This is a genomic window from Streptomyces spongiicola (assembly GCF_003122365.1).
GTDB lineage: Bacteria > Actinomycetota > Actinomycetes > Streptomycetales > Streptomycetaceae > Streptomyces > Streptomyces spongiicola.
This window is the reverse complement of record NZ_CP029254.1, coordinates 5,804,695-5,831,134: the sequence shown is the minus strand read 5'-3', so window position 1 is coordinate 5,831,134 and position 26,440 is coordinate 5,804,695. Positions and strand designations below refer to the sequence as shown.

Here is a 26,440-nt window from a genome sequence, read left to right as displayed (position 1 = left end):
CCGGGCCTTCGTCAGGCTCGCACCGGCGGACGGCCTGCGTGCCGCCGGCGTCACCTCCGTACCGGGGGCGCGGGTGCCGCCGCGAGGAGTTCCCGGGTGTAGGGGTGCCGGGGGGAGCCGAGCACCTGCTCCGTGTCCCCGTACTCGGCGACGGAGCCCTGGTGGAGGACGGCGACCCGCTCGCACAGCGCCCAGGCGAGACCGACGTCGTGGGTGATGAACAGCAGGCTGATCCCCTCGGTTCGGCGGAGTTCGGCGAGCAGGCCGAGCACCTGGGAGCGGATGGAGACGTCGAGCGCGGAGACCGGCTCGTCGCAGATGAGCGCGCGCGGTCCGAGGACCACGGCGGCGGCGATGACGACGCGCTGGCGCTGGCCGCCGGAGAGTTCGTGGGGGTAGCGGTGCCAGTAGCGGTCCGCCGGCGCCAGTCCGCAGCGCTCCATGGCGGTGACGGCGAGGGTGACGCGTTCCTCCTCCGAGGCGCCGATGCCGTGGATGTCCAGGCCCTCCATGACCTGGGAGCCGACGGTGCGGCGCGGGTTGAGCGACTGGTAGGGGTCCTGGAAGACCATCTGGACCTGCCGCCGGAAGGTCCGGTCCCGTCGGCCGGTCAGTTCCTCGCCGCCGAACAGCAGGGTGCCGTGGCTGGGCTCCCGCAGTCCCGTCAGCGTGCGCCCGAGGGTCGACTTGCCGCTGCCGGATGCTCCGACGAGGCCGAGTACCTCTCCCTCGGCCCAGGTGAGGTCCACCTCGCGCAGCGCGTGGACGGGGGCGTCACGGCGGCCTCGGCCGGGGTAGGTCACGCCGAGGCCCCGGGTCTCGAAGAGCGGGTGGTCGGTCATCGTGCGGGCTCCGGTGTCGAGGTGGCGGGCCAGGGCAGCAGGTGGCAGCGGGCGGTTCGGGTGCCGTCGGGTGCGGTGCGTGCCGCCGGTGGCGAGGTGCGGCAGACGTCGTCGGCGCGGTCGCACCGGGGGGCGAAGGCGCAGCCGGGTTCGGGGGCGGCCGGGTCGGGCGGGGAGCCGGGGATCGGGGGCGGTAGTTCGCGGGGTCCGCCCACCGCGGGGAAGGAGGCCAGCAGACGCCGGGTGTAGGGGTGCCGGGGATCGCGGTACACCTCGTCCACGGAGCCCGTCTCGACGATGCGCCCGGCGTACATCACCGCGATGCGGTCGCAGGTCTCGGCGAGGACGGACAGGTCGTGGGTGATCAGCAGCACGGAGAGGCCCAGTTCGCGGCGGAGTTCGTCCAGCAGGTCGAGTATCTGCCGCTGGGTGATGACGTCCAGGGCGGTGGTGGGTTCGTCGCCGATGATCAGGTCGGGGTCGCAGGCGAGCGCGAGGGCGATCATGAGGCGCTGGCGCTGGCCGCCGGAGAACTCGTGCGGGTAGGCGCGGGCCCGCCGCGGGTCCAGGCGTACCTGTTCGAAGAGCGTGCCGACCCGGGTGTCGGCCGCCGTGCGGTCCAGTTCGGGCCGGTGCAGGCGGATCGCCTCGCGTATCTGGTCGCCGACCCGCATGACCGGGTCCAGGGCGTTCATGGCGCCCTGGAACGCCATGGAGATGCGGCGCCACCGCACCGCGCGCATGCCGCGGCCGGACAGGGTGTGCAGGGGGCGTGGCCCGTGCTCGGTGTCGAGGTGCATCTCGCCGCCCGCGCGTACCAGTCCGTCGGGCAGGAGTCCGAGCAGGGCCAGCGCCGTCGTGGTCTTTCCGCAGCCCGACTCGCCGGCCAGGCCGAGGGCCTCGCCGCGGCGGAGGTCGAAGCTCACCCCGTCGACGAGCCTGGCGGCCGGGAGGCCGCGGCGGGCGACGGTGAGTCCGCGGACCGACAGCAGGGGGCGGTCTACGGGGTCGGGCACGGTCATCGCTGCTCCCTGGTGCGTGGGTCGACGCGGCTTTCGACGGCGTGGCCGAGCAGGGAGAACCCCAGCACGACCAGGGTGATGCACAGGCCCGGGGCGAGGAAGTACCCCCAGGCTCCGCTGCCCATGGCCCCGGCGTCCTGGGCCGACTGGAGCATCCCGCCCCAGGAGAAGCGGTCCGGGTCGCCGAGGCCGAGGTAGGACAGGGTCGACTCGGTGAGCACCGCCAGCGCCACGTAGATGACGGCGTTGGCCAGGACCAGGGGCATGACGTTCGGCAGGATCTGGGTGCGGATCACCCGCCGGCGGCCGGCGCCGAGGACCGTGGAGCGCTCCACGAAGGCCCGGCCCCGGAGCGACATGACCTCCGCGCGGACGATGCGCGAGGTCCCCGCCCAGCCGAAGAGCCCGATGACCAGGATCAGTACGCTGGTTCGGCCCAGCGGGAGGCCGGCGGCCCGGTTTCCCAGGAGGCTCGCGGCCAGCACCGTCACGGGGATCATCGGCAGCACCAGGAACCAGTCGTTGAGGACGTTCAGCAGGCGGTCGGTCCAGCCGCCGAAGTAGCCGGAGGCGACGCCCACCGCGGTGCCGATCACCGAGGAGACCAGGGCGGCGGTGAAGCCGACGAGCATGGTGTCCTGGGCACCGAGGATGAGCTGGGAGAGCAGGTCGCGGCCGTTCTCGTCGGTTCCGAGCCAGTGCGAGCCGCTCGGCCGGGCGAGGATGTCGGTGGAGAAGGAGCCCGCGGCCCTGGGGTCCTGCGGGGCGAGCCAGGGCGCGAGGACCGCGACCGCGGCGAAGAAGGCCAGCAGGCCGGCGCCCACGGCGCCGCGGCGGTCCCGCAGCAGGCCCCGGACGGCTGCGGCGGCCCGCGCGCGGCGTCCGCCTCGGGTGTGCGCGAGGATGCTGCGCGCCACCGCCGGGGCGCCCTCGTCGGCGACGGGTGCGGTCGGGTTCACGGTTCCCTCCTTGGTGGGCGCCATCAGTTCCGGATCCTGGGGTCGAGCCTGCCGTACAGCAGATCGGTGGCCAGGTTCATGAGGATGACCAGGGCGGACGAGAGGAGGAACAGTCCCTGGAGCATCGGGTAGTCCTTGCCGTGGATGGCCTCCATGGTCAGCTGCCCGATCCCCGGCCAGGAGAACAGCGCTTCCACGGTGATGGCGCCGCCGAGGACGAAGCCCAGGTTGAGGCCGATGACGGTGACCACGGGAAGCATGGCGTTGCGGACGATGTGCCGGTCGCGGACCGCGCGGGGGGTGAGACCGATGGCCCGGGCGGTCAGTACGTAGTCCTCCCGCATGGTGTCGACCACGGCACTGCGCATGTTGACCGCGTACTGGGCGAGCAGGCCGATGGTGAGCGTGGCGACCGGCAGGACGGCGTGCCGGGCGACGTCCGCGGCGTGGGCCCAGCCGGTGGCCGAGGAGCCGGGGGTGGTGGCGAGGCCGGTGGGCAGGAGTTGCCACCACTGGGCGAAGACGGCGATCAGGACCATGCCGAGCCAGAAGCTCGGCATCGAGTAGAGGACCACCGAGCCCTGCGTGAGCAGGGTGTCCCGGGTGCGTCCGCGCTTCCATGCGGCGAGCAGGCCGATCCACGGGCCCAGCAGGGACGCCAGGACGGTGGAGACGCCGACCACGATCAGGGTGTTGGGGAGGGCCTGGAGGAGTTCGGCGCTGACCGGGCGGTTGGTGATGAAGGACGTGCCGAGGTCACCGCCGAGGGTGTCCTGGAGGTACCGGACGAACTGCACCCACTGGCTCTGGTCCAGTCCCCGTTCCCTGATGAGCGCCGTCTGCGCGGCTTCCGTGAGGTTGGGGTTGCGGGCCAGGTCGTGCCGGGGGTCGCCCATGGCGCGGAAGATGGCGAAGTTGAGAACCAGGACGAAGGCGAGCGTCCCGAGGGCGGTGCCGAGACGGGCGGCGGTACGGCGGAGTGTGCGCATGTCGGGTCGTCGTCCTACTCGTCGGTCCAGTCGCGGACCGCGGCGGGGCGGGCGCCGCTCCGGCGTCCGATGCCGTAGCCCGCGCCGGCGGTGAGGAGGGCGACCGCCAGCCACGCGGGTGTGCTGAGGAGGCCGCCCCGGGAGGCGGTGGCCGCGGTGGTTCCGGGCTCCGGTCCCGGGCGGAGCCCGGTGAGCTGGCCCCAGTTGGTGCCGAAGGGGGATCCGGCGCCGGTAGCGGGTGAGGGCTGGTAGCCGTGCCAGGTGTCGTCGCGGGTGAGGACGACGGCGGCGGCGTACACGGTGGGGATGTACGGCAGGTCGGTGAGGGCGATCCGCTGGGCCTCCCGCATGGCCGCGGTGCGGCGGGGGAGGTCCACGGTGTGCAGGGCGGTGAGCGAGGCGCGGTCGTAGGCGGGGTTGGAGTAGTAGGTGTCGGACCAGGAGTTGCCGGTGCGCAGCACCTCCAGGTTGAGGTCGGGGGTGGCGACGTCGCCGCTCCAGGCCCAGTAGAAGGCGTCGAAGCTGGGGGCGTAGGTGTCGGTGCGGGCGCCCGGGTTGTAGATGGTGTTGTTGAGCGCGTCCTCGGTGACGACGCTCATGTGGATGGTGATGCCGATCTCGGCGGCCCAGGCCCTGATGCGGCGGACGGCGTTCTGGTCCTGGGTGGAGGTCGAGCGGACCATCATCTCGAACTCGGCCCTGACTCCGTCCTTGGCGCAGGGTCCCTTGGTGCCGCACGTCCAGCCGCCGTCCTTCAGGATGGCGCGGGCCTTGGCGGGGTCGTAGGCGTAGCCGATCTCGGGGTCCTCGGCGAAGCTGTGGTAGTACGCCGTGTAGTAGGGGGAGACGAGACCGTCTGCCGGCTTGTTCTGCCCGGCGTGGAGGGTGCGCGAGAGGTTGTCGCGGTCGATGCCCCAGGCCAGGGCGCGGCGGATGGCGGGGTCCTGGACGACCTTGGTCCTGACGTTGTCGGCGGGCCCGGTGCAGGCCCCCGCGCCGCCGGGAGGGCAGGAGTTGAAGGCGATCTCGGAGAAGCCGGGGGCGGGAGCGCTCCAGACGGTGATGTCGGGCTCGGTCCCGAGTTTGGACACCCAGGAGGCCTCTCCGTCGGCGACCATGTCCAGGCTGCCCAGTTTGATGTCGCGGAGGGCCGCTTCACCGGCCTGGTAGTGGACGAACAGGACGCGCTTCATCGGCGGCCGTTCTCCGCGGAAGCGCGGGTTCGCCTCCAGGACGGTGGTGCCGCCCTTCTTGTAGGAGACGAGGCGGAAGGGCGCGGTGGTCACCGCGGGCACCGGTATGGGCGCCTTGTCGAGCGATTCCACCGGCCGGGAGGCGAAGACGTGCCGGGGCAGGATCGGTATGAAGACGGATTCGAGCCGTGCGTCCGCCTTCTCGAGGCGCATGACGACGGTGTGGGCGTCCGGCGCGCTGACCGTCTCGATGTTGGTGACGTAGCCGCCGAGGACGTTGGTCTCGTTGGTGAGCGCGGCCTCGTACGTCCACTTCACGTCCGCGCTCGTGAACGGCTTCCCGTCCGACCAGGTGATGCCGGGGCGGAGCGTGAACGTCCAGGTGCGGCCGTCGGGTGAGGTCTCGTACGCGCTGGCCAGCGACCTGTCCAGGTCCGGCCGGCCGTCCTCGGTGCGGTAGTTGAGGAGCAGGTCGTAGCCGAGCTGGCTCACCGAGTTCGAGATCGCGTTCTGCTGCCCGAAGGGGTTGACGCTGTCGATCGGCTGGGAGTGCCCGATCCGGTAGTCGCCGGCGGCCGGGGCGGGGGTCGGGGCGGGGGTCGGAGCCGCGGCCTCGGCCGTCGGCGGGGAGGGGCTGGTAGCGGCTGCGGGCGCGGCGGCCGTCGTGGTGAGGACGAGCCCCAGGACGAGCGGTACGACCCGTCGTGCGCGGTTCTTGTTCCACCGGTTCATGGCGGTGCGGGCCTCTCTCACTTGCTGTCCAGGGGAAGATGGGTGCGGAACCAGTCGAGGACCCGGCGGTGCCGGTCGAGGCGGCGGTCGAACCGGCCGCCGCCCTGGTAGAGATGACCGGACTCCGGATACAGCACATAGCGGACGGTGCGCCGCAGGCTCCGCAGGGCCAGGAACAGCTGCTCGTTGTCCGATGCCGGGCAGCGCAGGTCGTCCTCGGCCTGGAGCATGAGCAGCGGGGTGCGGATCGCTCGGGCCAGGCGCAGGGGGGACGCCTCCCAGAGCCGGGCCGCGCCCTTGTCGGTGAGGGGGTCTCCCATGCCGGACTCCGCTGCGTACGCGGGGCCGATGTCGCAGTTCGCCCAGGCGGAGAGCTGGTTGCTCACCCCGTTCTCGGCCACGGCGGCGGCGAACCGGTCGCTGGTGGCGACCAGCCACTGGGTGAGGAATCCCCCGTAGGAGAGACCGCAGACACCGAGTCGTCCGGCGTCGGACCGCCCGGTGGCTTCCAGGTGGTCGACCACCGCGTGCACGTCGTCGGCGTCGGCCCGCCCCCAGCCCCCGTGCAGCCCGTCGACCCAGGCGCTGCCCCGGTCGGTGGAACCGCGCGGGTTGGGCAGCGCCACGCGGTAGCCGGCGGAGGCCAGCAGCAGGGCCTCGATGTTCGGGAGCGGGCCCCACTGCCCGGTCGGCCCGCCGTGCAGCGAGACCACGGTCGGCAGCGGGGTGGACGGAGCGGCTCCGGGCGGGTGCAGCAGGTACACGGTGATCGGCCCGGCGGGGCCCGGTGCCTCGGTCCGCTCCACCGTGGGAAGCGCCAGTCCCCGGAGCCACCGGGAGCCGGTGGTGGTGAGGCGGCGAGGAGGGCAGTCGCTCCTCAGGGCGTAGACCTCGGGGCCGGTGACGGCTCCGGGCGGCACGAGGACGGCGACGGTGAGCCCACCGTGGCGGGCCAGGGACGCCACCGTGGCACCGGGGGGTGTGAGGGGGCGGCCGGCGAGCAGATCGTAGGGCCGCACCGCGCCGTCGTGCGCGACGGCGGTCACCTCGGCGCAGTCGTCCGGTTCGGTCCACCAGTCGTGGAGATCGCTCTCGCCTCCCAGGGCGCCGACCCACCGGTTCGCGCACTGCGGCAGCAGCCGCTCGGACGCGCCGGAGACGGGGTCGACGTGGAACGCCTGCGGGGGGTCGGCGTCCCTCGGTTCGGCCGCGTCCCTGCCGATGACGGTCAGCGTGCCGTCCGCCCGGACGTGGTGGCGGACGACGCCGCCCGGGAGCGCGGTGACCTGACGGATGCCGTGCGCGGTCAGCGCGTGGACCTGAGGACGGGGGGCGAGATCCGAGTCCGGCCCGGTGGCCGCGAGCACGTACACCGTCCCGTCGGGGCCGACGCGCGGCCGCTCGTGGGAGACCGGGCCCGAGGTGAGCCGCCGCACGGTGCCGTCCAGGGACACCCGGTGCACATGCCGCCGGCGCAGCACCAGCCCCTCGCCGTCCAGCCGCCAGCCGGCCCGGTCCAGCACCCGGCAGGTGGGCTGCCCGCCGTCTCCGCCGGTCCCACCGGTCCCACCGTCTCCGTCAGTCCCGCCGGTCCCGCCGGTCCCACCGGTCCCACCGGTCCCACCGGTCCCACCGGTCCCACCGTCTCCGTCAGTCCCGCCGGTCCCGCCGGTCCCGTCACCCCAGTGCTCCTCCGGTGCGTGCTCGTCCTCGGCGACAACGGCCAGCCAGTCGCCGCCCGGCCCCCAGTCGAGGTCGCGGGCGCCGTGCGGGAAGGCCGCCAGCCGGCCGGCCTCGCCTCCGGCCGGATCCATCACGAAGGGCTGCCCGTCGCGGAGGAACGCCAGCCGGGTGCCGTCTGGCGAGAACCGGGGAAGGGTGTCGTTCCAGGCGCCGTCGGTGAGCGGCCGCTCCCCGCCGCCGGTGTGGGGCACCGCCCACAGCCCCGTGCGGTCCCGCCCGCCGACGACCGCCCGGCGGGTGAACACCACCAGTCCGCCGCCCCCGCGACCCGCCGCGGCATGCACCGCGAGCCGGCCGACGGCCACCTGGCCGTGCAGGAGCTCGGGGCCGAGGAAACGGTTCGGCGCGCTGGACATCATCCGGGAACTCCTTCGTCCGGCTCGTCGGGGGGTGGCGCACAGCCTGCCAGGGCATCCATTTTCAGACAAGAGGTCTCTTGAGAATTGTCATATCGGGCATCTATCGTTCTTGCCGTGATGGATTCAGACAGCCTCGATGACCTTGATCGGCGGATCGTCGCCGCGCTCCAGATCAACCCCCGCATCCCCTACGGGGCCCTCGCCGGCGCCCTGGGCGAGGTGGAACGCACGGTCTCGCGCCGCGTCCAGCGGCTCATCGACGCGGAGGCACTCCGTCTCACCGCCTTCGTCGACGAACTCCGGACCGGGCTCGGCCAGGCGGTCAACATCCGGGTCCGGGTCCAGCCCGGCAGCGTCGACCAGGTCGCGGAAGCGCTGTCGCTGCGCGGTGACACCCGCTGGGTGGCCGCCGTCACCGGAGACGCGGACATCTCCTGCGAGCTGGTCGCCGACGGGCGCGCGGCGCTGCACCGGGTCGTCGCCGAGGAACTTCCGTGCATCGCCGGAATCCGCAGCACCCGCAGCTACCCGGTGCTGCGCCACGTCAAGCCCACCACCGCATGGCACGCGGACCACCTCACCCCCGAGGAGGCCGCCCGGGTGGCGTCCACCACCACCGCCCCCGGGCAGCGGCGCCCGCCGATCGACCTCCAGCCGACCGATCAGGCCCTGATCGGACTGCTCGTCGAGAACGCGCGCTACGGCTGGGTCGAACTGGCCGAGCACCTCGGGGTGGTCCCGGCGACCGCGCGCCGCTGGACGGAGCGGCTGCTGGCCGGTGGAGCGGTGGCCCTGCGCGCGGAGATCGAACCCGAACTCCTCGGATACGCGGTCGAGGCCGAACTGTGGATGGAATCAGCACCCTCCGCGATAGAGCCCGTCACCGCGGCCCTGGCGGACCATCCAGCCGTCCGCTACTGCGGCGTGCTGGTGAGCGGCCAGGCGGTGAACATCCATGTCGTGCTCCCCGGGATGGAGGACCTCTTCGACTTCCAGGTGAACGTACTGGGACGGCTCCCCGGCCTGGTGCGCAGCGAGGCCACCCTCGTCACCCGGGCCCACAAGCGCGGATTCGTGGTGAAGACGTGACCCCTCCCACCCGGGACGCCCTCACCCGGGACACCCCAGCCCAGGACACCCCAGCCCGGGACGCCCTCACCCGGGACGCCCTCACCCAGGACGCCCTCACCCAGGACGCCCTCACCCGGGACGCCCTCGCGCTCCTCACCGACCTGCTGCGGATCGACACCTCCAACCCCGGCGACGGGAGCGGCCCGGGAGAACGCCGCGCGGCCGAGTACGTCGCCGAGAAGCTGTGCGACGCCGGCCTCGAACCGGTGTACCTGGAATCCGAGCGGCTGCGGGGGAACGTGGTCGTACGCCTTCCCGGCCGGGACCCGGACCTGCCCGCCCTCCTGGTCCACGGCCACCTCGACGTCGTCCCCGCCGACGCCTCGGAGTGGACCCTGCCGCCCTTCGCCGGGGAACACCGCGACGGGGCGGTCTGGGGACGCGGCGCCGTCGACATGAAGGACATGGACGCCATGATGCTGGCCCTCGCCCGCTCCTGGGCCGCCACGGGCCGGCGCCCCCGCCGGGACCTGGTGTTCGCGTGGATGGCCGACGAGGAGGCGGGCAGCACCCTGGGCTCGCGCTACCTGGTCGAACACCACCGCGACCTCTTCGACGGCTGCGCCGAAGCCATCAGCGAGGTCGGCGGGTTCTCCGTCGACACGGGCGCCGAACACCGCCTGTACCTCATCGAGACCGCGCAGAAGGGCCTGCACTGGCTGCGGCTCACCACCGAGGGCAGACCGGGCCACGGCTCGATGCTGCACACCGACAGCGCCGTGGCCGAACTCGCGGGGGCGGTCGCCAGGATCGCGGCACACCGCTGGCCGCTGGTCCTCACCCCCACCACGCGGCACTTCCTGGCCGAGGCCGCCGACGCCTTCGGGGTGCCCTTCGACCCGGACCGCCCGGACCCCTCCCAGGTGCTCGACTGCCTCGGCCCGCTCGCCGGCTTCATCGGCGCGTCCTTCCACCACACCGCCAACCCCACACGGCTGACCGCCGGATACAAGACCAACGTGGTACCGGGAAGCGCCACGGCCGAGATCGACGGCCGGTTCCTGCCCGGGCTGGAGGACCAGTTCCTCCGATCACTCACCGAGCTCGCCGGCCCGAAGGTGCGCTGGGAGACCATCGAGCGCGACGCCGCCGTCTCCTCACCGTTCGAGGCACCGCTCGTCTCCGCCATGGCAGAGGCCCTGCTCGGCCACGACCCCCGTGCGAGAACCGTCCCCTACTGCCTCTCGGCCGGCACCGACAACATGTCGTTCGCCTCGGCGGGCATCACCGGCTACGGATTCGTCCCCCGGCAACTCCCCCCGGACCTCGACTTCGCCGCACTCTTCCACGGCGTCGACGAACGGGTGCCCGAATCCTCGGTCGCCTTCGGCCTGCGCGTCCTCGACGACCTGCTCACCCGGTACTGAACGGGCGGAGGCGGAGGACCTCCGGCCCTCCTTCCCGGCCGGGCCCATCGTGCGTTCCACGCCCGGGTACGGGAGTACCTTCCGGCACGGCGCCCCCGCCCGCCGTCGCGCGACCCACGGGACCGCCCGCCGGAGATACCCGTCAGCCCGTCGTAGCGGGCTCCACCACGAACTGTCCGTTCAGCGTGGGCCGCACGGCGAAGCCGAGCCGTTCCACGAGGGCACCGAGCGAGGAACCGCCGCGCAGTTGCCGATAGGGCTCCTTCCCAAGGGTGTCCGTAAGGGCCTTGCCCACCTGGAAGGAGGTGACATCGAGTCCGCCGGTCGCGGTGGTCAGCAAGTGGTCGATGACGAACCGGCCCGCCGCCTCGGGACCGTCGGCCTCCGCAAGCCGACGGGCCTCCCGGTGGACCTCCGGCGTCGGCACCAAGGGCCTCGGACGGGGCACCGGTGACGACGTCTGAGAGGGCCTGGGCACTCGTCCTGTGGAACCCACCTGCCCGGCAGCTCGCGCAGAACCAACCTGGGAGGGCAGCGGCACCGGCGGGACGGCCACCTCCGGAAGCCGCACACCGCCGTTGCGGAACAACTTCTGCTCCTGGGCCAGTTCCACGCGCCAGGCCCTCAGCCCGTCATGGGCGAACCCGAGGTCGAACTCGACCACCTTCCCGTGATGCGCGAAGTTCGTGAAGTCCTCGCGGGGTACGAAGAACGCCTTCATGCCTCCGTCCTCCACTGCGACCTGCCCCGACCGCTGTCCTTCGATCTGCCGGACCACGCCGCGGACCCGCTGGCACACCTGCTCTGAGAGTTGCCAGTCCCGGCTCGCGGGCCGGTAGTCCCCGAGTTCCCTGAAATTCGCCAGACGGGCAGCCGCATGACCGCCGGACACGCCCTTCGCCACCCACTCGTAGTTCCACCGCCTGCTGCGGCCGGGGTTGAGCTGCGCGGCCTCGCCGCAGCGGCGCTGCGCCTCGTCCTGCGAGTACTCCTCCTGATTGAGCCAGCGCAGGAAGTGCACGACGTACAGGTAGTAACTGCACACCGGGCTCGTACGCGATCCGGCGATGATGGAGAGACGCTCGAGTGCGGCGAGGTCGTCGTACTCCGGAAGTCTGCGGTAGCAGCGGAACCACAGCTCCACGTCATGGTCGGCGAGATCTCCTCGGTCTTCGAACGCCGCGTCGAAGAACTCCACGACGGTCTGGAAGACCTCGGTGGGCGTGTCCTTCCAGTCGCCGCCCTGCTCCTGGAGAAACCTGCGGGCCAGGACCAGCGCCAACCCCGAGCGACTGCGGGAGTTCACGATCACGTCCCGCCAGGCCCGGACCATGGTCTCGATCTCGCCATGCGCAATCTCGATGTCCTCGCGGCAGCGCTGGAGGTACGGGCTGTCTGCGCTGTCGGGACGTACCGACTCGCACTCGTCCAGCAGCGAGAGCGCGACCCCCAGCTGCTCGTCCGCCCAGCTCCCGGCGTCACCGCCCGCGGTCAAGAGGTGGACGAGGCTCTTGTGCGTGGAGACCACGACCAGCTTGTTGAGTACCCTGACGATCATCTGGATCGCCGAGACGTAGTTGTGCTCGTCCTCCGGCTTGAGCTTGCGAGCCCTGCCGAACACGCTGAGTGCCGCGTCGTACCGGACGCGTACGTGCTCGATGACGGCGGCCTCGCGGCCGGTGCCGGTACTGAATTGGCGCAGTCCCGCGTACACCCAGTCTCGGTGCAGCATCCCCAGGGCGTGGAACTGCACGTGGTCCTGTTCGTTGGAGAGCTCGATCGCCCGGTTGATGAACTTCTCCGCCTGACCGTCCTCGTGCTTCTTGAAGTCCAGATGGTAGCGAGCCAAGTGCAGCCAGTAGTGCGGCTCTTCGGAGCACCGCCGCGTGAGCTCCTGGAAGATCCGGTACGCCTGCTCCCGGCCCGGCTGCTGCCCGGTGCCGAAAGCCCTGATCAGTTCGGCGAACTGGTGCGTTCCCGAGCCCAACCTGTCACGGCGGATGAAGAGGTTGTCGAGGATCGCCCGCGTCCCCACGTTGGCGGACCCGAGGTGACCGACCAGCTGTCCGATGAACTCGATCGCCGTGTTCGCCAGCCTCGACGGCCACCTGGCGTCCCCCGTCCTCGCCTCAAGCAGCACCTCCAGGAGGGTGTCGGCGATGGACGGGTGCAGGATGCGCAGTTGCCGATTGTCCTCGACGACCAAGTGCCGAAGGTCCGCGCCGAGGACGCTCTCAAGGTCGGCCGTGTACTCCGCGATGGACGCGGCATGCCCGCCCCACTCCCCGGTGATCCACCGGCGGACCAGCGAGTACGGCAACCCGATCTGTCCGTACCGGGAGACGAGGGCCAGGTAGGCGGCCACGCGCCGCTGCTCCTCGGTGAACTGGTTGACGTGGCTCTCCACGTACCTCGCCGTGCCCGAGAACTCCGTCTCGAAGGCGCACAAGCCGAAGTAGAACGGGGTCACCTGTTGGTCCGGTACGTCGTAGGGGACAAGCGTCTCCACCGCAGCCTTCGCCCTGGGAGTGCGGGCGCGGGGGCCGAAGCTGTTGCGGAACCCGCGCGCCTCCTCGCGGGTCATCGGCTCGGCCAGCCGGTACATGACGTTGCTGGAGTGCCTCCCCCTCTCGTCCGGCGCCGGGTCGTTGCTCCGCGTCACCCAGAGCACCACGACCGGGGTGTTGCGCTCGTGCAGCTTGCGGTAGAGGTCCTCCCGCTCGCTCTGCCCCACATCGGCGCTCTCCGCCACCAGCACGAGCGATCGCTCGGTGCGGCGGTAGACGCTGTCGACGCGCTCGACCGTGTCCGGGCTGTAGTGACGCAGCAGCAGCACCGGATGTTCGCGGTGTAAGTCCCAGGCGATACGCCGGGCCAGCGTGGTGCCGCCCGCGCCGGGCGCGTGGAACAGTTCGAAGCTGGCCGAGCTCTGACGCCCCAGGACATCGGCGATCGCCGCCTGCAACGAAGGCTGCAGTGTCCGGGGGACGTCCTGACCGGCATCGAGGTCCAGCCAGTTCGCCGGGCGGCCCCGCCAGAAAGCATCGACCGCCTGGTCGTGCAGTTCCTCATCCAGGATCTGGGAGTGCAGAACGACGAGGTCGGCTTCCAGTTCGGCGAGCCAGGGGCGAGAGAAGCGGATCGGCCCCTTCGCGCCGGGGAGCGTGGCGAGTCGTTCGGGGCGCGTCAGGGCTCCGGTATCCGCGAAGACGCTGAGGAGAGCCTCGAACCGTCCGTCGCCGGGGCTGGCGCGAAGGACCTGCACCGGCGGTTCATAGAGGTCGTCGATAAACTCCAGCACGCGCTCCGCGCGTCGGTCCGGCTCGTCTCCGGCGGTGAGGCACATGACCGCTGCCACACGGTTGACGCTGTTCCTGCTGTGCCGCTCAAGGACCTCGCGGACGAGATCCTGATAGATGAAGCGCCAGCTCCGGAAGTCCGGCGGCGCTTGTTCGCCCAGGCGCTCCCGGCCACCCGCCATCAACCATGACACCGTGTTGCGGCCGGGCGCCGGCGCCCCGTGCCGGCCCGAGACGACGATCTGGTGCTCGGCCGTCTCCGAGTCGAATCCGTGGGCGAGGCCGGTCGTCTCGCTGTCGGGGTTGAGATCGATGATGACCGACCATCGGTGGTCGGGCAGGCGGGCGAGGTCCTCGTGTGTCACACCGTTCTCGACGACAAGGAAGCGGTCGAACCCGTTCTGCGTGTCCGCGATGAACGGCTTGACCTGCTCCGCCATCTCCTCTGCGGCCGCCTTCGCGCCGACCGTCGCGACCGCGCTGCCCGGCGCGGAGGTCTGCGGCTGGTGCGCGTCAGCCAGGACCCGTGCCAGGAGTTCGGGATGATATTCGGTGAGGAGACGATGCGTAGCCCATCCGGCCAGCCGGTACGCCGTGACACGCTGCTCCGCCGGTGACCGCCGCTTGGCCGCGTAGTTCAGCGCGGCGCCGAGCCGCGCGACCAGGTACTGATGCCTGAGCGATTCCTTGCGGGCTGGCTGGAACGCCTCGATCGCTTCGTCCTTGCCCCGGCGGATGCTCTCGACGAGCCTGACGTTGCCTTCCCACGCAAGGGGCCCGGCCCTTCTCGGGTCGCGGAGGTCACAGTCCTGGAGGATTTCGAGCGGGAGTTGCTGCCTCAGCAGCTGCTGCCCGACGAGCAGAGTGGCCGTCTCCAGATAGGCATGGTCGTACAGAAGCGGCGCGTCGCCGTCCCAGGCGATGTCGATCAGCCAGTACGCCACGTCCTCCGCACTCGCCCCGTCCAGGAGGATGTTGCGTGTGTGCAGGTCGCCGTGGTTGTAACCCAGCATGACGAACTCGGTCTCGTCGGAGAGTTCGTTGTCCTGCTCCAGTACGGATACGGGGTCGGGCAGCATCTGAGTGGAGAAGGCGAACGTGGGACCGGCGATTTCGGCCAAACGCCGAGCCTCGTGAAGCGCCTCCCCCTTCTGGCCGGCGAAGAACCCCGCTCCCATCCAAGATTCAAGGGTCTGCCGGACCGTCATGGGCCGGCCGCCGGCGTAGTTCCCGAACTGCGCTTCCAGCAGTTCACGGCTCACTTCCGACAGCGCGTCGATCGAGACCGCAGTCGTCGCCACCCGGGCCGGGCGCACGCCACGCGTCTCACCGGCGACTTTGTAGATGTCGACACGCAGTTGTTCGTCGTGCCCGGAGAGTTCCAGGGGCGGCACGCGCCGATCGGCGAAGGGGACAAGCCTCTCGGTGAAAAGCCGGTGTGCCTCGCTCTGACGGTCGTTGGGGTCGTCCGACACCTTCAGGATGTACTGGCCCTCCAGACGCGCCCGGCCCTCGGTCATCAGGTCGCAGCGGGTGACCCGGGCAGCCGTGAATCCGTCGGCGAAGTCGTCCAGGTACGTGATCTTCACGGGTGTGCCCAGCTCACGCTCGACGATCTGTGCCACCCGTTCCCGCCGCTTCACCTCCTCCTCGTCCACGGTGCCGGTACCGTCCTGCTCGAAGAGGCGCGTCATACCTCCCGATCGTAGATCCTTGGCCTCTTGACCATCCGGTGTTCGGGGCGACTTGACCACCATCGTGCGAGGTGGCTCCGGAGGCGTCTACTCAAGTTGGACAGCGGGACGCGGTCGAGAATACTGGGGTGATGGACGCGGGTGGGTACGCGGCGTGGGCCGCAGCGGTGACAAGTGTCGCCACGCTGATGGTGACGACGGTCGTCGGGGGACGCAGGGAGAAGCGCCAGTGGGCGCGCGAGGCCCTGACGGACGCTTTCGTAGCGTTCCTGGCGGCGAGTTGGCAGCATTCCGACCTCGCGAAGATGTCGGCGCCCCCGCCCGACACCTCGTCGGCCGAGGCGATGGACGGGCAGTACGGCGAGATGCGCAATCAGCTGACGCGGCTACGTCTGCTGTCGCCCCCCGACGTGGTGCGCGCCGGCGAGGCGCTCCTCCGGCTACAGCGCGCAGTGAAGGACGCGGGGTCCGCTTCCGAGCGAGCGGAGGCGCTGGCGGCGGCGTCGGCGGGACGCCACGACATGGTGTCTGCGGCCCAGAAGGCGATGGGGCTCCGCCGGCCGTGGGGTGCAGCCCCAAGGGGGCTGCGGAGCGTCTCCGCATCTCCCGGCATGCCGGAACCCCGGCAGCCCCCCGATTCCACAAGGACACGCGCCGACGAGATCTCGTAGCCCGCCCGCCGGCCCGGGGACTGCGGATCGGCGGGCGCGGAACCATCGCGCTCCTCCGGCAGCGGTCGGACAGCCACTCCACAGGCCGAAGAGGCGCTCGCCGTCGTGCGCTTCGGGAAACAGGTCGAGCACGTCCTGCCCCACCTGAAGGCCCAGGAAGCCGCAGGTCAAACGCCTTCCCGCACCGGTTCGAGAATCGCCACGCACTCCACGTGGTGCGTCATCGAAAAGACGTCAGCCGGAACCGCATCCGGGAAACTGCAGGTCAGATAGGTCTTCCCGCCTCATCGGAGAGTCCACGCGCGCCGCGAGCGTCATGCGAGCGTCACGACCAACGGAATCTGACGACACAGCCGGACAGATCCAACATCAGATCGGAAGGTCGTCGGGCAGCACCCGGAACGCCTTGTGCCGGCCCAACGGGCGCACAGCCCGGAAATCGCGACGGTCGAGCGTGAGTACCGCGTCGGTGTCGTACTCAGCGGCAAGGGCCACGTTCACCGCATCCGCGAGGTCCAGGTCCAAGTCGCGACAGCGGGCGCGCACCGACTGGGCGACACCCAGGTGATCCTCCGTGATCTCGGGCAGAACGACGCGGCCTCGGCGCACCCAGTGGCGGATGTCGTCGACCGCGCTGAGGGCCGCTTCACGACCGAGCTCGCGCGTGGCGACGTGGTCGATCTCCGCGAGCAGCAGCGGGGACATCACCAGGAGCCCGGCAACCATGATGGCTTCGTTCGACGCCTGGTGCTCGGGGTGGCCGGAGTCGAGCGCCGCAAGCAGCCCGGAGGTGTCCGCGATGACGACGATCACGCAGCGGTCCCGGTCCCGGTCTCGCGGCGCACCGCGTCGGCGACAGCGTCACGCACGTCAGGCTTACCGGGAGTGCGTCCCGCTCCCCGGAAGGTGCGGGAGAAGAGAGGCTCGTCCCATACACGGTTGGCCATGGCCGCGAGATGGATGCCCTGGCGGATGATCTCGGCCTCGCTGATACCGCGCCGCTTCGCAGCCTCTTTGATGATCGCGAGGTCTTCCGGATCGGCGTAGACATTAGTGCGCTTCATCGACATGTACCAAGACTAGCGTATGTACCACAATGATGTATGTCTATTGCGCCCGAGCGCTCGATGAGCGATGCATCCCGATCGTGCAGCAGAACCGGCCCCCCGCCTGACGCATCCAATGCCGCAGCACCCGGCCGGCGCCGAGCGCAAGAACCTGCGCAGCCCTTCCGGACTCACGCCAGGATCCCTCGCCACCTCGGTGACTGTCTTCTCCGAGGACAACGCCAAGGCGACCGCGTCCCGCTTGAACTCGGCCGTGTACCGCTTACTCGTATTGCTCTTCTTGCTCACTACCTGTGACTGTTTCCTCCGGGACTGTCCGTCCCAGTAGCAAGCCGTCCAGCCGACGGGGGGACTTCATCACTGCGATCCCCCCGTTCCCTGGTCGAAACCGCAGGTCAGAAGTTTTTGCCCGACAAGCGACGCACGTTCACGTCGTATGCCCATGGAAACATGTGGGCGCGACCCACCCGAAACTGTACGATCAGCAAACTAGCAGGTCAGCGGCCCTTTTCAGCAGGCTCAAGAATCGCCACGCACTCCACGTGCGAGGTCATCGGAAACATGTCACGATGTGCCATCGGGGGAGAACGTGCAGGTCAGCCTGGGTTTACGGTCCCGCCAGCAGGCTATCGGACGCCCGGAGCGTCGAATGAGCGTCACAGCCGCAGAGGGGGTCGCTGATCGAACCGTTGCTGCCCGAGCCGGGGCCGAAGCTGGACGCGGGCTAACTCACCGTGAGGGAAGGCGCCCGGCATCCTGGGTCGGCTCCTGAGCAAGCCCTTCCACACCAGTTCCCGCGCCGTGGGCCGCAGCGGCTCAGCCGGCCGCCGGGCTCGCGGCCGCATGCTTTCCGGCCGCACATCAGAAGTGTTTCGAACCACTCACCCGCGAGTCTTCGGGCCCCCGGGGCGGCACGTAGGCCGACGTCCTGCGATCGGGCCGCCGCGGCGTCCCGTAGTACTAGGCTGTTTTCGTCCCACTTATGGGGCTTCAGTGGTGCGGTCCGATATCTCACGTCCCTTTGCGGAGGCGTTCGCTGATCTGCCTCCCCAGAGCAGGTGTGAGGTAGCCGGATGGAAGGTCCACACCGAGCGACAGCGCGAGGTCGGCGGCGTACAAGTCCACGGCCGATTCAGTGAGGTCCGCCAGGTTGGTCGCCGCTTCCCGGCCGCGTCGCCAGCCGATGAGCAGGAGAACGGCGCCGACCAGGGCCGCTGGCCACCACTGTGTACCCAGGCACAGGTAGAGCAGGCCCCAGCCGCCCTGAATCGACGCGCCGGTCAGTGCCGCGCGGGCCGCGATCAGATCGTTGCGGCAGGTTTCAGGCAGCAAGGTCCACAATCGTGGCCAGGCGTACGGGAAGTCGAGCCCGTACTGGCCGTGGACGCGGACTCCCACGCCTCGCAGCCGGTCACCGATCCACGTCGGTCGGGCCGGCTGGGTGAGCGCGATGGCGTTGCGGGCTTCGGCGAGAGCGGCTCTGTCGACCTCGGAGACACGCTCGTCCGTGGATGCGCTCTCGACCGCGGAGTGCGCGCGACGCCACCGGTCCTGGCGTCGTCGGATGAGCCGGCCGGTCAACCACACCGGACCTGAGAGCAACCACACCCTCTCCACCACGCCGCCGAGTCCGCGCGCCAGCAGCCCGATGCCGGCCCCGACCCCCAGGATCACCACGGACAGCAGGACAGCCTGCACCGGGCGGAGGTCGAAGTGGGCGATGAAGTCCTCGGCGGCGCGGGCCAGTCGCCGCCAGTCCAGGGCGTCGCGGTGCCCGAGCACGGACCCCGCCGTCACAAGGGCGGTGAAGAGCGCGCCGGGCAGGGCCAGCACGCTCACCCAGCGTTCGGCGAGCTTCTTGCCCAGCTCGGACAGAAAGGTGTTCATCCGAAGGACATCGGCTCGCCGAACAGGGCGCATTCGGGCAGCGGGCCGCCCGGCGCGCGGTGCTTCCAACGTGAACAGCGCCGGCCCGGACAGGTGTAGAAGCCGGCCGGTGGCGGTGCGGGCGCCTGGCCGGGTGCCGGCTCGTACCCCCGCCGCCGCACCGGCCAGCCCAGGCGTCGGCGGACCTCTTCCGCCACGGCTGCCGCCGTCCGCGTACCGTTGCGCAACTCGTCGACGGCCCTGTCCAGATCGACGGCCCACTCCTTCTTTGCCGCCCATGTGCGCAGCTGCGGCAGGTCATCGCAGATCCACGTGAGTTCGCTGATGTCCGCAGCGGTGGGTTCCACCTGTTCGCCCCCTCTACACGCCCTTCACGGAATAGTCTCATTGGTCATACGTGTGAGTCATGAGTTCGGCGGCATTCCACGCGGCCACCCAGGGGCGTCATGAGCATCGAAACACTCACCTTCGCCATGGAGGACCGGCTCGCCGCCTTCTCCGCCAGCGGCGACCCCGCAGTCCTGCGGGGCCCCGAGGCACAACAGCTCGCCGAGCGCCTCTACTACGCCATCGACTGGCTGGCTCCCCAGACCGAGAAGGTGGAGACCGCGCGGGCGTTCAACGTCGCCGTGCTGCTGGCCAGCTTCCACTGGCAACGCTTCCAGTACGACGGCTCGGACGCGGACGCCGGGCGCGGCGGTCTGTTCTACAAGATGGTGAGCCAGGTGGCCCCGCACTGCGTACCCACCGACCTGTTGGAAGTGTTTATGGAGCAAGGGGAACCGATACGCGACACGCCCACAAGTCAACTGACCGCGTTGACGGCCCGGGGCGTCAACCTGCTCAAAGAGGCGGAGATCAACGGAGATGCCCGGCTACTCGACGACGCCGTCGCCTTGTGCCTGTTCGCCGTACGGGCGAACCCACGGCAGGACGTAGTGTGGGCGGAGTCCCTCATCATGCTCGGGAATGTGCTCACCCGCCGGTACGAGTACACGGGCGACGCGGATTCCCTGACCCGAGCCTACAACGTGACGCTCATGGCCGAAGACGTGCTCCCTGAGGGTGACCCGTACCGCCCGAAGTGCTTCTCGACTCTCGGGCACATCGCGATCAGACTGTACGAGCGCGAAGGGGACCTGGACAGGCTGGACCTCGCCATCCGGGCGTTACGCGAGGCAGCGTACGGTGCCCCCGGCTACGACCAGTACCGCGCCGCCTACCTCACCAACCTCGCCACGGCCCTGAGCCAGCACTACGGTCACACCGGTCGGTTCGAATCCGCCACCGAGGCGCTGGAAGCACAGTTCGAGGCGGTCCGGACCACCCCGCGCGACCATCCGGACCTGCCGAGCCGACTGATGAACCTGGCGGCGGCGCTCCAGGGCCACCCCGGAACGGTCCCGAACGGAGTCGACCGACATGATGAAGCCGCCGCCCACATACGGCACGCCCTCTCGCTCACCACAGATGGCCATCCGGACCGGCCCCGCGGCCTGCGCCTCTTGGCCGGTGTCCTACAGAAGCGCTTCACGTCGAAACACGACCCCCGCGATCTCACCGATGCCGTCGAGGCAGGCCGGGCGGCGGTCGAGGCGTGCGGGGTCGGCAGCTACCAGCGGCCGTACCTGCTGCGCGGCTTCGCCGAGGCCCTGATGGCGTACGCCGACCACTTCTCGGCGGTGGACCAGCTCGACGAGGCCATCGGGGCGCTGAGAGAGGCCGACGCGCTCCTACCCAAAGACCACCCGTACCGCAGGGACACCCTGATGACGTTGGGGTACGCACTGCGGGACCGCGCCGGCGCAGACCCCGCCGACCGCGAGCAGGCGCTGCAGGCACTGCGCGACGCCTCCTCGATCACCTCCGCACCGGCCCGGGACCGCGCCTGGGCGGCCGTCGCGGCCGGGTACCTCGCGGCCGACTCGGAGGACTTCACCGGCGCTGTCGAGTCCTTCACCCTCGCCCTGGAGCAGCTGGAGCTGACCGCCTGGCGCGGCCTGGACCGGGCCGACCGGGAGCGCCTGATCGCGGAACACCCGAACTTGGTCGCGCACGCCGCCGCCGTCGCCGTACGGGCCGACCGGGCGGAACGCGCGGTGGAACTCATCGAACAGGGCCGTGGCATCCTGCTCGCCCAGGCCCTGGAAGCCCGTACCGACCATAGCGAGCTGCGCGCCCTGGCGCCGGAGCTCGACCACCGGCTCCGTCAGGTCCTCGACGAACTGGACCGGCTGCCCGACGGTTCGTACAGCACGGCCGCGGAGGAGGTGCACGAGCGCCGGCGTGCGAACGACCGACGCGCGGCCCTCGCCCGGGAGCGGGAGGAGGTCCTCGCCGACATACGCAAAGTATCCGACCTTGCCGACTTCCTGCGGCCGCGGCCCTTCGCCAAGCTACTCGTCGCCGCGGAGCGCGGGCCGGTGGTCCTCCTGTGCGCGAGCCGATACGGGTGCTACGCCCTGCTCCTGAGCGGGGCGGGGGTGCAGGTGCTCGACCTCAAGCTGGACGAGCGGCACGTGGCCAACCGGGTCATCCGCTTCACCCGCGCTGTCGACGGCGAACCGTCACCGCTAAGGGCCAGTGAGGCCCTCGTGGACGGCCTGTCCTGGCTGTGGGCAGTCGTCGCCAAGCCGGTGCTGGAAGCGCTGGGCCACACCAAGCCGATCGGCCCCGGGACCGAGTGGCCCCGTCTGTGGTGGTGCCCCACCGGACTGTTCACGCTGCTGCCCATGCACGCTGCGGGACATCATCGCCCGGAGAGCGGCGGTGACGCGGTGCTGGACCGCGTCGTCTCGTCCTACACCCCCACACTGCGGGCCCTGCTGTACACCCGAACGCATCCGCCGAAGCACCCCTTGACGCACCCCCGGCCGCCGAGCGCCAGGGAGGCCGCACGCGGCCTCATCGTCTCCATGCCCTCGACTCCGGGCTGGCCCGACCTTCCGGCCGCCGAGCAGGAAGCCCGGGCAGTGCACCGGCGGCACCCGGACGCCGAACTCGTCACCGGCCCCGCCGCCACGGCGCCGTCGGTTCGAGAGGCCCTCACCCACTGCTCCTGGGCACACTTCGCGTGCCATGGCAGGCAGGACCTCGGTCACCCGTCGCGCGGCGCGCTCATCCTGCACGACGGTCCGCTGACACTGCGCGACATCGTGAATCTCCGGTTGCCGCATGCGCAGTTCGCTTTCCTCTCAGCCTGCGAAACCTCGCGCGGCGGCATCGTCCTGGCCGACGAGGCCATCAGCTTCGCCACAGCACTCCAACTCGCCGGCTTCAGGGACGTCGTCGGCACCCTGTGGTCCATCGACGACACCCTCGCGTCGGACATCACCGACCTCGTGTACGAGCACATGTCTCGTCGGCCCGCGCCTAACCCGGCGACCGCGCTCCACGCCGCATTGCACGCCGTACGGGCACATCACCCCGACGACGTGATGGGCTGGGCACCGTACGTCCATGTAGGCCCGTAAGAGGTCGTTCGGTTGGTGACCGAACGACCTGGGGACTGGCGAAGGTGGACCCACCGGGTACGCGGCGGTAGACGAGGCGCGCCACGTTGGCGACCTGCTCCAACGACTTCTCGGCGTCCCGCAGCAGCGCTCGAGGCGAACACGATCCCGGACACCCTCATGTCGCGCCGCGGATCGATGCGGTAGCGGTACGGGCGCTCCTCCACGATCTCCATGGCAGCCTCCAGGATTCCTACTTCCAGGGTCCGCCGCTTCCCGGTCGCCGCCGAACCGGGCCCGGGCGCGAGTTCCGACCTACGCGCGCAGCTTCCGCCCCAGCCACAGCCCCTCTTGCATGTTCTACGGCACACTCCATCCTCGGCCTGGCGGTCCCCCATCTGACGCGGGTGGCGCTGGGCACCTCGGACCACCGGGCGCTGATCCCCGCGTCCATGCTCGCCGGAGCGTTCCTGGCGCTGGCGTGCGCGCCGCTGAGCCAGCCGCCCGACACCGACTCCGTGCTGCCGCTGAACGCCATCACCTCGCTGTTCGGCGCCCCCGTCGTCATCGCGTTCCTGATCCGCAGCCGCCGAGGCGTACAAGGAGTTGCCTCATGACCGACACCATGACCGAGCCGCTACGGACACGACCGGCGGGCCGGTCCGCTCCGGCGGCCTGGTCACGCAGGGGCTCGCCGTCGGCTACCGCACCCGGTCGCCGCGACGCGGGCGCGGAGCGGAGCGGGCCGTGCTCGCGGGGCTCGACCTCGAAGCATGGTCCGGCGAGTTGACCGTCCTACTCGGCCCCAACGGCGCGGGCAAGTCCACGCTCATGAGGACTCTGTGCGGACTGCTGCCGCCGCTCGACGGCCGGATACGGATCGGCGGAACCGACCTTGCGCAGGCGTCACCGTCCTCGCTCGCTCGGCAACTGGCGGTCGTCCTGACCGACCGGGTGGACCCCGGGCTGCTGTCCGTACGGGAACTGGCCGGGCTCGGCCGCCACCCGCACACCGGGTTCACAGAACGCCTCACGGCGGTCGATCACGCGACCGTCGAGTGGTCCCTGCGGGCAGTGGGCGCGGGACATCTGGCGGACCGGCCGGCCGCCGAGCTCTCCGACGGCGAGCGCCAGCGCGTCCTGACCGCCCGCGCCCTCGCCCAGGAACCCGAGTTCGTCCTCCTCGACGAGCCGACCGCCTTCCTCAACGTCCCCTCACGCGTGGCGCTCACGGTGTTGCTGCGCGACCTCGCCCGGGACAGGGGCCTGACCATCGTGGTCAGCACCCACGACCTGGAATTGGCCCTGCGGGTGGCCGACGCAGTCTAGCTCGTCGACCACGAATCCCGTGTCCATGCCGGGGCGCCTGAGGACCTGATCCGCAGCGGCGCGGTCGCCGCCGCCTTCGACGCCGACCACCTCGCCTTCGACCCGGCGTCCGCACCTTTCGGCCTGCGCCGCACCGCACGCGCCGCGGTGGCGGTGGATGCACCGGCCGATGTGCTCCCCCTCCTCGAACGCGCCCTCGCCCGGGAAGGACTGGCCGTCGCCTACCGGGTGGACCCACCCGCCGACCGGCAGGTGCGCTGGGACGGCACCGACCGGCTCGCCCTCACCGGACCGGAGGGACAGACCGTCCACGTCCGAGGCTTCCACGTACTCACGCGGACGGTGCGGACGTGGTGACCACGACCCTCACCCCCGACGCCCTGGCACGGATCTCCACCATTGGCCCTCGCCGTGGCCACCCGCCCGCGCCCCGAAGCGGAGGGCTTCCGTCCGCTGACCGACCTGTACGAACACAGCGGCACGCTGGAGCTGCGTAGAAGCCGTCTCCGGGCGGCTGGGCATCGACCAGCCCAGGGTTGCGGCCTCCATCCTGCACCTGGGCACCGCCTCCCGGCTCTGGTCGGTCGCCCTGGCCTGCGCCGCGCTCACTGGCCGCGTCCCCGACCTGGCGCCCGACCGGCTGTGGTGGCGCCTGCCCGCCTCCGGCCCCCTCGACCTGTGACTCCCCGACCTCAGAGCAGTCGACCAGGAACCGCTCCCGGCCCTGCTCCACACCGTCGCCGTCCAGAACCTGGCCCCCTGGGCCGACGCCGTACGGCACGTGCCGGGCGTATCCCCGCACACCCTGCGCGGCAACGCCGCCTCGGCGCTGATCGGAGCCCACCGCGTCCTGCTGGCCAAGACGACGGCCCCCTTGCTCCCCCTCGTACGTCTCGTCCGCGGCCTGCTGGACCGGCCACCGCTGGCGGGCACCGGCACCTACCGCTTCACTCCTCCCGGACCACTCGCCTTCCGACGCCGCAGCTGCTGCCTGTACTACCGCGTGCCAGGCACGGGCACCTGCGGCGACTGCGTCCTCAACCCCAAGGAAAGGAGAAGACCCCATGACCACCACCGAGCCGACCGTCGTCGAAACCCGGGCGGCGGCACCCAGCACGTCTGGCCCCTCCCGGTCGACGAGGCCACCCTCCTCGACCTCGTCACCACCGTCTTCACCGACCACTGGCAGCACATCCACTTCGGCCCATCATCGAAGGCGCCGACTGGGAGGTCGGCGCCCCGAACGCGCCCACCGCCATCACCATGAACGACCGCTACGCCACCGTCGACTTCGGTGCCTGGCACTTCCACCTGTGCATCGGCGAGCACACCGCCTCCGGCCCCGAACTCGGCCGCATCCGCCGCTGCTCCCACACTGAGCTCTACCGCAGCATCGGCTCCGACGGCTCACCCGTCAGCTGGGGGATCCGCCTGTTCAACGGCCGCGACGAGCAGATGATGACCGTCCTGCTGCCCAACCCGTTCCTCACTGACCGCCAGGAGATTCTCGACACCCCCGACTTCACCCGGCTCAACGCGTGGGACGCATTGCGGGCCCGCTTCCTCTCACTGCCCGACGACCCGCTCGACCGCACAAGCAAGGGTTTCAAGCACAGCGGTTGACCGCAGCCCGAGACCCCGCGGCGCCGTACCGCCGACCCGGACACGGGTTGTCGCTGGCAACAGGGCGCACGCGAAACCATATTCACCCCGAGACGGATTGCGGTACCCGTGCGTTCGAACCGGTCGGCGCCCTCTCGGAGGATGAGCTCGCGGCGGAGAGCAGCACGGCGATCCGACGGTGGGACGTGAAGGAGATCGCCGAGTACCGCGGCGCGGAGCTGTTCGGCCCGCAGAACCTGGCCGCCGCTCTGAGGGCGTTGGTCGTTGAAGGAGTTCCAGATCATCCGCTGCCCATGGGGCCTTGACAGACTTAGTGCCGCATCTGGCAATGGCTGCGTTCTCGACCCCCGGTAGCCACCGTCGGGGGCTTGACGGTTTCGCAGGTGATGTAGCGTCAATCTCCCGCGCCCACGGAGCGTCCTTCGCCTGCACTCCGAACTCGGAAGCTAGGCTTCGACATTCCGAATGCGGAGGGAGGCCGATGTGTCGGCATTGCCACTGTGCTCCGACAGGAACAGCCGCACCCCGCCTCGGGCGACCTCCTTCCCCTGCTCTTCGACCTCCGGACCGCCCAGCAACAAATCCCTGACATGCCATCAGAACGAGCGTCAGGTGAGCGTCACGAGTGGCACCGGCCGTCCATGCGAATATCGCGGTCCGCAGCCCGGGGCCCTCCTGGCAGCTGTCGAAACGGCTAGTCGGAAGCTCTCCCAAACATACGGCAAGCCTCCACATCCTGGGTTCGACAGAATTCCCATCACCTAGAGTCACAAGGTGAGGTCTGACCAGGGAGGATGCACTAGGTCATGGAGAGGGGGCGTGTCTCTAGGCTCTGACATTCTTGCTGGTCAGCGCGGTGATGACCGCCAAGGGCCCCTTGATGCTGGGGCGTTGCAACCACGCTATCCGATCACATAGCGGGTTTCTAGCCCCATCGCGCTACGCCGAGGCAAGCCCGCAAAAGTGGCGAAAGGTGATGAATCACCCTCGGATCTTGTGGCATTGTCAGAGAATCATGCCTCTCTCGCCAACTCCTTGACCAGCGGGAATGTCAGCGCCTAGAGACACGGGCAATTCGGGC

Annotated in this window: 19 protein-coding genes and 2 pseudogenes; 9 read left to right on the top strand and 12 right to left on the bottom strand. The window is 70.5% G+C overall.

The window, feature by feature from the left end; genetic code table 11:
* Window positions 1-50 precede the first annotated feature (50 nt).
* From DDQ41_RS25525 to DDQ41_RS25500, 6 genes are read right to left on the bottom strand one after another with little or no spacing between them, the layout of a single operon-like run.
* A complete protein-coding gene (locus tag DDQ41_RS25525) occupies window positions 51-842 on the bottom strand; it encodes an ABC transporter ATP-binding protein (RefSeq protein ID WP_109296552.1) in 792 nt (263 codons plus the stop codon).
* The gene (locus DDQ41_RS25520) at window positions 839-1,864 is read right to left on the bottom strand and encodes an ABC transporter ATP-binding protein (protein WP_109296551.1); all 1,026 of its coding nucleotides are present in this window, start codon (window positions 1,862-1,864) and stop codon (window positions 839-841) included. The genes DDQ41_RS25525 and DDQ41_RS25520 overlap by 4 nt, the downstream gene beginning before the upstream one ends.
* Entirely contained in the window at window positions 1,861-2,823 is a 963-nt protein-coding gene (locus DDQ41_RS25515) for an ABC transporter permease (RefSeq protein WP_162602738.1), read from the bottom strand. Before DDQ41_RS25515 ends, DDQ41_RS25520 begins: the two co-directional genes overlap by 4 nt.
* Window positions 2,824-2,846: 23 nt before the next feature.
* Window positions 2,847-3,812: an ABC transporter permease gene (locus DDQ41_RS25510; RefSeq protein WP_109296549.1), complete on the bottom strand. Its 966-nt coding sequence runs from the start codon at window positions 3,810-3,812 to the stop codon at window positions 2,847-2,849.
* A 14-nt stretch (window positions 3,813-3,826) separates the two neighbouring features.
* The gene (locus DDQ41_RS25505; protein WP_162602737.1) at window positions 3,827-5,737 is read right to left on the bottom strand and encodes an ABC transporter substrate-binding protein; all 1,911 of its coding nucleotides are present in this window, start codon (window positions 5,735-5,737) and stop codon (window positions 3,827-3,829) included.
* Between the two features lie 17 nt (window positions 5,738-5,754).
* Window positions 5,755-7,839, bottom strand: coding sequence for a S9 family peptidase (locus tag DDQ41_RS25500; RefSeq protein WP_109296547.1), 2,085 nt, complete (start codon window positions 7,837-7,839; stop codon window positions 5,755-5,757).
* Between the two features lie 117 nt (window positions 7,840-7,956).
* Between DDQ41_RS25500 and DDQ41_RS25495 the strand changes: the two genes are divergently transcribed.
* Together DDQ41_RS25495 and DDQ41_RS25490 are read left to right on the top strand one after the other, a co-directional pair.
* A complete protein-coding gene (locus DDQ41_RS25495) occupies window positions 7,957-8,928 on the top strand; it encodes an Lrp/AsnC family transcriptional regulator (RefSeq protein WP_262508684.1) in 972 nt (323 codons plus the stop codon).
* On the top strand, window positions 8,925-10,337 hold the full coding sequence (locus tag DDQ41_RS25490) for a M20/M25/M40 family metallo-hydrolase (RefSeq protein ID WP_167450223.1): 1,413 nt from the start codon (window positions 8,925-8,927) through the stop codon (window positions 10,335-10,337). The genes DDQ41_RS25495 and DDQ41_RS25490 overlap by 4 nt, the downstream gene beginning before the upstream one ends.
* A gap of 142 nt (window positions 10,338-10,479) precedes the next feature.
* On the opposite strand, the gene DDQ41_RS25485 is transcribed toward DDQ41_RS25490, so the two are convergent.
* A complete protein-coding gene (locus tag DDQ41_RS25485) occupies window positions 10,480-15,330 on the bottom strand; it encodes a hypothetical protein (RefSeq protein ID WP_109296545.1) in 4,851 nt (1,616 codons plus the stop codon).
* A gap of 131 nt (window positions 15,331-15,461) precedes the next feature.
* Here DDQ41_RS25485 and DDQ41_RS25480 point away from each other — a divergent pair, with 131 nt between their 5' ends.
* On the top strand, window positions 15,462-16,001 hold the full coding sequence (locus DDQ41_RS25480) for a hypothetical protein (protein WP_162602736.1): 540 nt from the start codon (window positions 15,462-15,464) through the stop codon (window positions 15,999-16,001).
* 369 nt (window positions 16,002-16,370) lie between these two features.
* Here the strand turns inward: DDQ41_RS25480 and DDQ41_RS25475 are convergent, their stop codons facing one another.
* From DDQ41_RS25475 to DDQ41_RS33105, 3 genes are read right to left on the bottom strand one after another with little or no spacing between them, the layout of a single operon-like run.
* The gene (locus tag DDQ41_RS25475) at window positions 16,371-16,814 is read right to left on the bottom strand and encodes a PIN domain-containing protein (RefSeq protein WP_109296452.1); all 444 of its coding nucleotides are present in this window, start codon (window positions 16,812-16,814) and stop codon (window positions 16,371-16,373) included.
* Entirely contained in the window at window positions 16,811-17,071 is a 261-nt protein-coding gene (locus DDQ41_RS25470) for a ribbon-helix-helix domain-containing protein (RefSeq protein ID WP_109296451.1), read from the bottom strand. Before DDQ41_RS25470 ends, DDQ41_RS25475 begins: the two co-directional genes overlap by 4 nt.
* Window positions 17,072-17,080: 9 nt before the next feature.
* Window positions 17,081-17,356: a transposase gene (locus DDQ41_RS33105; RefSeq protein WP_109296543.1), complete on the bottom strand. Its 276-nt coding sequence runs from the start codon at window positions 17,354-17,356 to the stop codon at window positions 17,081-17,083.
* A 450-nt stretch (window positions 17,357-17,806) separates the two neighbouring features.
* On the opposite strand from DDQ41_RS33105, the pseudogene DDQ41_RS32095 reads away from it, so the two are divergent.
* Window positions 17,807-17,914: pseudogene (locus DDQ41_RS32095) on the top strand (DUF6411 family protein); the annotation flags it as partial.
* 165 nt (window positions 17,915-18,079) lie between these two features.
* Here the strand turns inward: DDQ41_RS32095 and DDQ41_RS31460 are convergent.
* Both DDQ41_RS31460 and DDQ41_RS25455 read right to left on the bottom strand, forming a co-directional pair.
* Window positions 18,080-18,955 (bottom strand): hypothetical protein, encoded by an 876-nt coding sequence (locus tag DDQ41_RS31460; RefSeq protein ID WP_162602735.1) that lies wholly within the window; start codon window positions 18,953-18,955, stop codon window positions 18,080-18,082.
* Window positions 18,952-19,302 (bottom strand): hypothetical protein, encoded by a 351-nt coding sequence (locus DDQ41_RS25455; protein ID WP_109296541.1) that lies wholly within the window; start codon window positions 19,300-19,302, stop codon window positions 18,952-18,954. The genes DDQ41_RS31460 and DDQ41_RS25455 overlap by 4 nt, the downstream gene beginning before the upstream one ends.
* Window positions 19,303-19,401: 99 nt before the next feature.
* Here DDQ41_RS25455 and DDQ41_RS25450 point away from each other — a divergent pair, with 99 nt between their 5' ends.
* From DDQ41_RS25450 to DDQ41_RS33250, 5 genes and pseudogenes are all read left to right on the top strand, one after another.
* Window positions 19,402-22,428, top strand: coding sequence for a CHAT domain-containing protein (locus DDQ41_RS25450; protein ID WP_162602734.1), 3,027 nt, complete (start codon window positions 19,402-19,404; stop codon window positions 22,426-22,428).
* 86 nt (window positions 22,429-22,514) lie between these two features.
* On the top strand, window positions 22,515-23,024 hold the full coding sequence (locus DDQ41_RS32700; RefSeq protein ID WP_262508569.1) for an iron chelate uptake ABC transporter family permease subunit: 510 nt from the start codon (window positions 22,515-22,517) through the stop codon (window positions 23,022-23,024).
* The gene (locus tag DDQ41_RS25435; RefSeq protein WP_262508568.1) at window positions 23,014-23,736 is read left to right on the top strand and encodes an ABC transporter ATP-binding protein; all 723 of its coding nucleotides are present in this window, start codon (window positions 23,014-23,016) and stop codon (window positions 23,734-23,736) included. Before DDQ41_RS32700 ends, DDQ41_RS25435 begins: the two co-directional genes overlap by 11 nt.
* Before the next feature lie 147 nt (window positions 23,737-23,883).
* Window positions 23,884-24,093: a hypothetical protein gene (locus DDQ41_RS32695; protein WP_262508567.1), complete on the top strand. Its 210-nt coding sequence runs from the start codon at window positions 23,884-23,886 to the stop codon at window positions 24,091-24,093.
* 424 nt (window positions 24,094-24,517) lie between these two features.
* A pseudogene (locus DDQ41_RS33250) lies at window positions 24,518-25,359 on the top strand (DUF7676 family protein).
* Window positions 25,360-26,440 lie beyond the last annotated feature (1,081 nt).

Coding starts and splice junctions, on each gene's coding strand:
- DDQ41_RS25470 (WP_109296451.1), bottom strand. CDS start 17,071: ATGTCGATGAAGCGCACTAATGTCTACGCCGATCCGGAAGACCTCGCG.
- DDQ41_RS25480 (WP_162602736.1), top strand. CDS start 15,462: ATGGACGCGGGTGGGTACGCGGCGTGGGCCGCAGCGGTGACAAGTGTC.
- DDQ41_RS25505 (WP_162602737.1), bottom strand. CDS start 5,737: ATGAACCGGTGGAACAAGAACCGCGCACGACGGGTCGTACCGCTCGTC.
- DDQ41_RS25520 (WP_109296551.1), bottom strand. CDS start 1,864: ATGACCGTGCCCGACCCCGTAGACCGCCCCCTGCTGTCGGTCCGCGGA.
- DDQ41_RS25495 (WP_262508684.1), top strand. CDS start 7,957: ATGGATTCAGACAGCCTCGATGACCTTGATCGGCGGATCGTCGCCGCG.
- DDQ41_RS31460 (WP_162602735.1), bottom strand. CDS start 18,955: ATGAACACCTTTCTGTCCGAGCTGGGCAAGAAGCTCGCCGAACGCTGG.
- DDQ41_RS25450 (WP_162602734.1), top strand. CDS start 19,402: ATGAGCATCGAAACACTCACCTTCGCCATGGAGGACCGGCTCGCCGCC.
- DDQ41_RS25500 (WP_109296547.1), bottom strand. CDS start 7,839: ATGATGTCCAGCGCGCCGAACCGTTTCCTCGGCCCCGAGCTCCTGCAC.
- DDQ41_RS25485 (WP_109296545.1), bottom strand. CDS start 15,330: ATGACGCGCCTCTTCGAGCAGGACGGTACCGGCACCGTGGACGAGGAG.
- DDQ41_RS25510 (WP_109296549.1), bottom strand. CDS start 3,812: ATGCGCACACTCCGCCGTACCGCCGCCCGTCTCGGCACCGCCCTCGGG.
- DDQ41_RS25525 (WP_109296552.1), bottom strand. CDS start 842: ATGACCGACCACCCGCTCTTCGAGACCCGGGGCCTCGGCGTGACCTAC.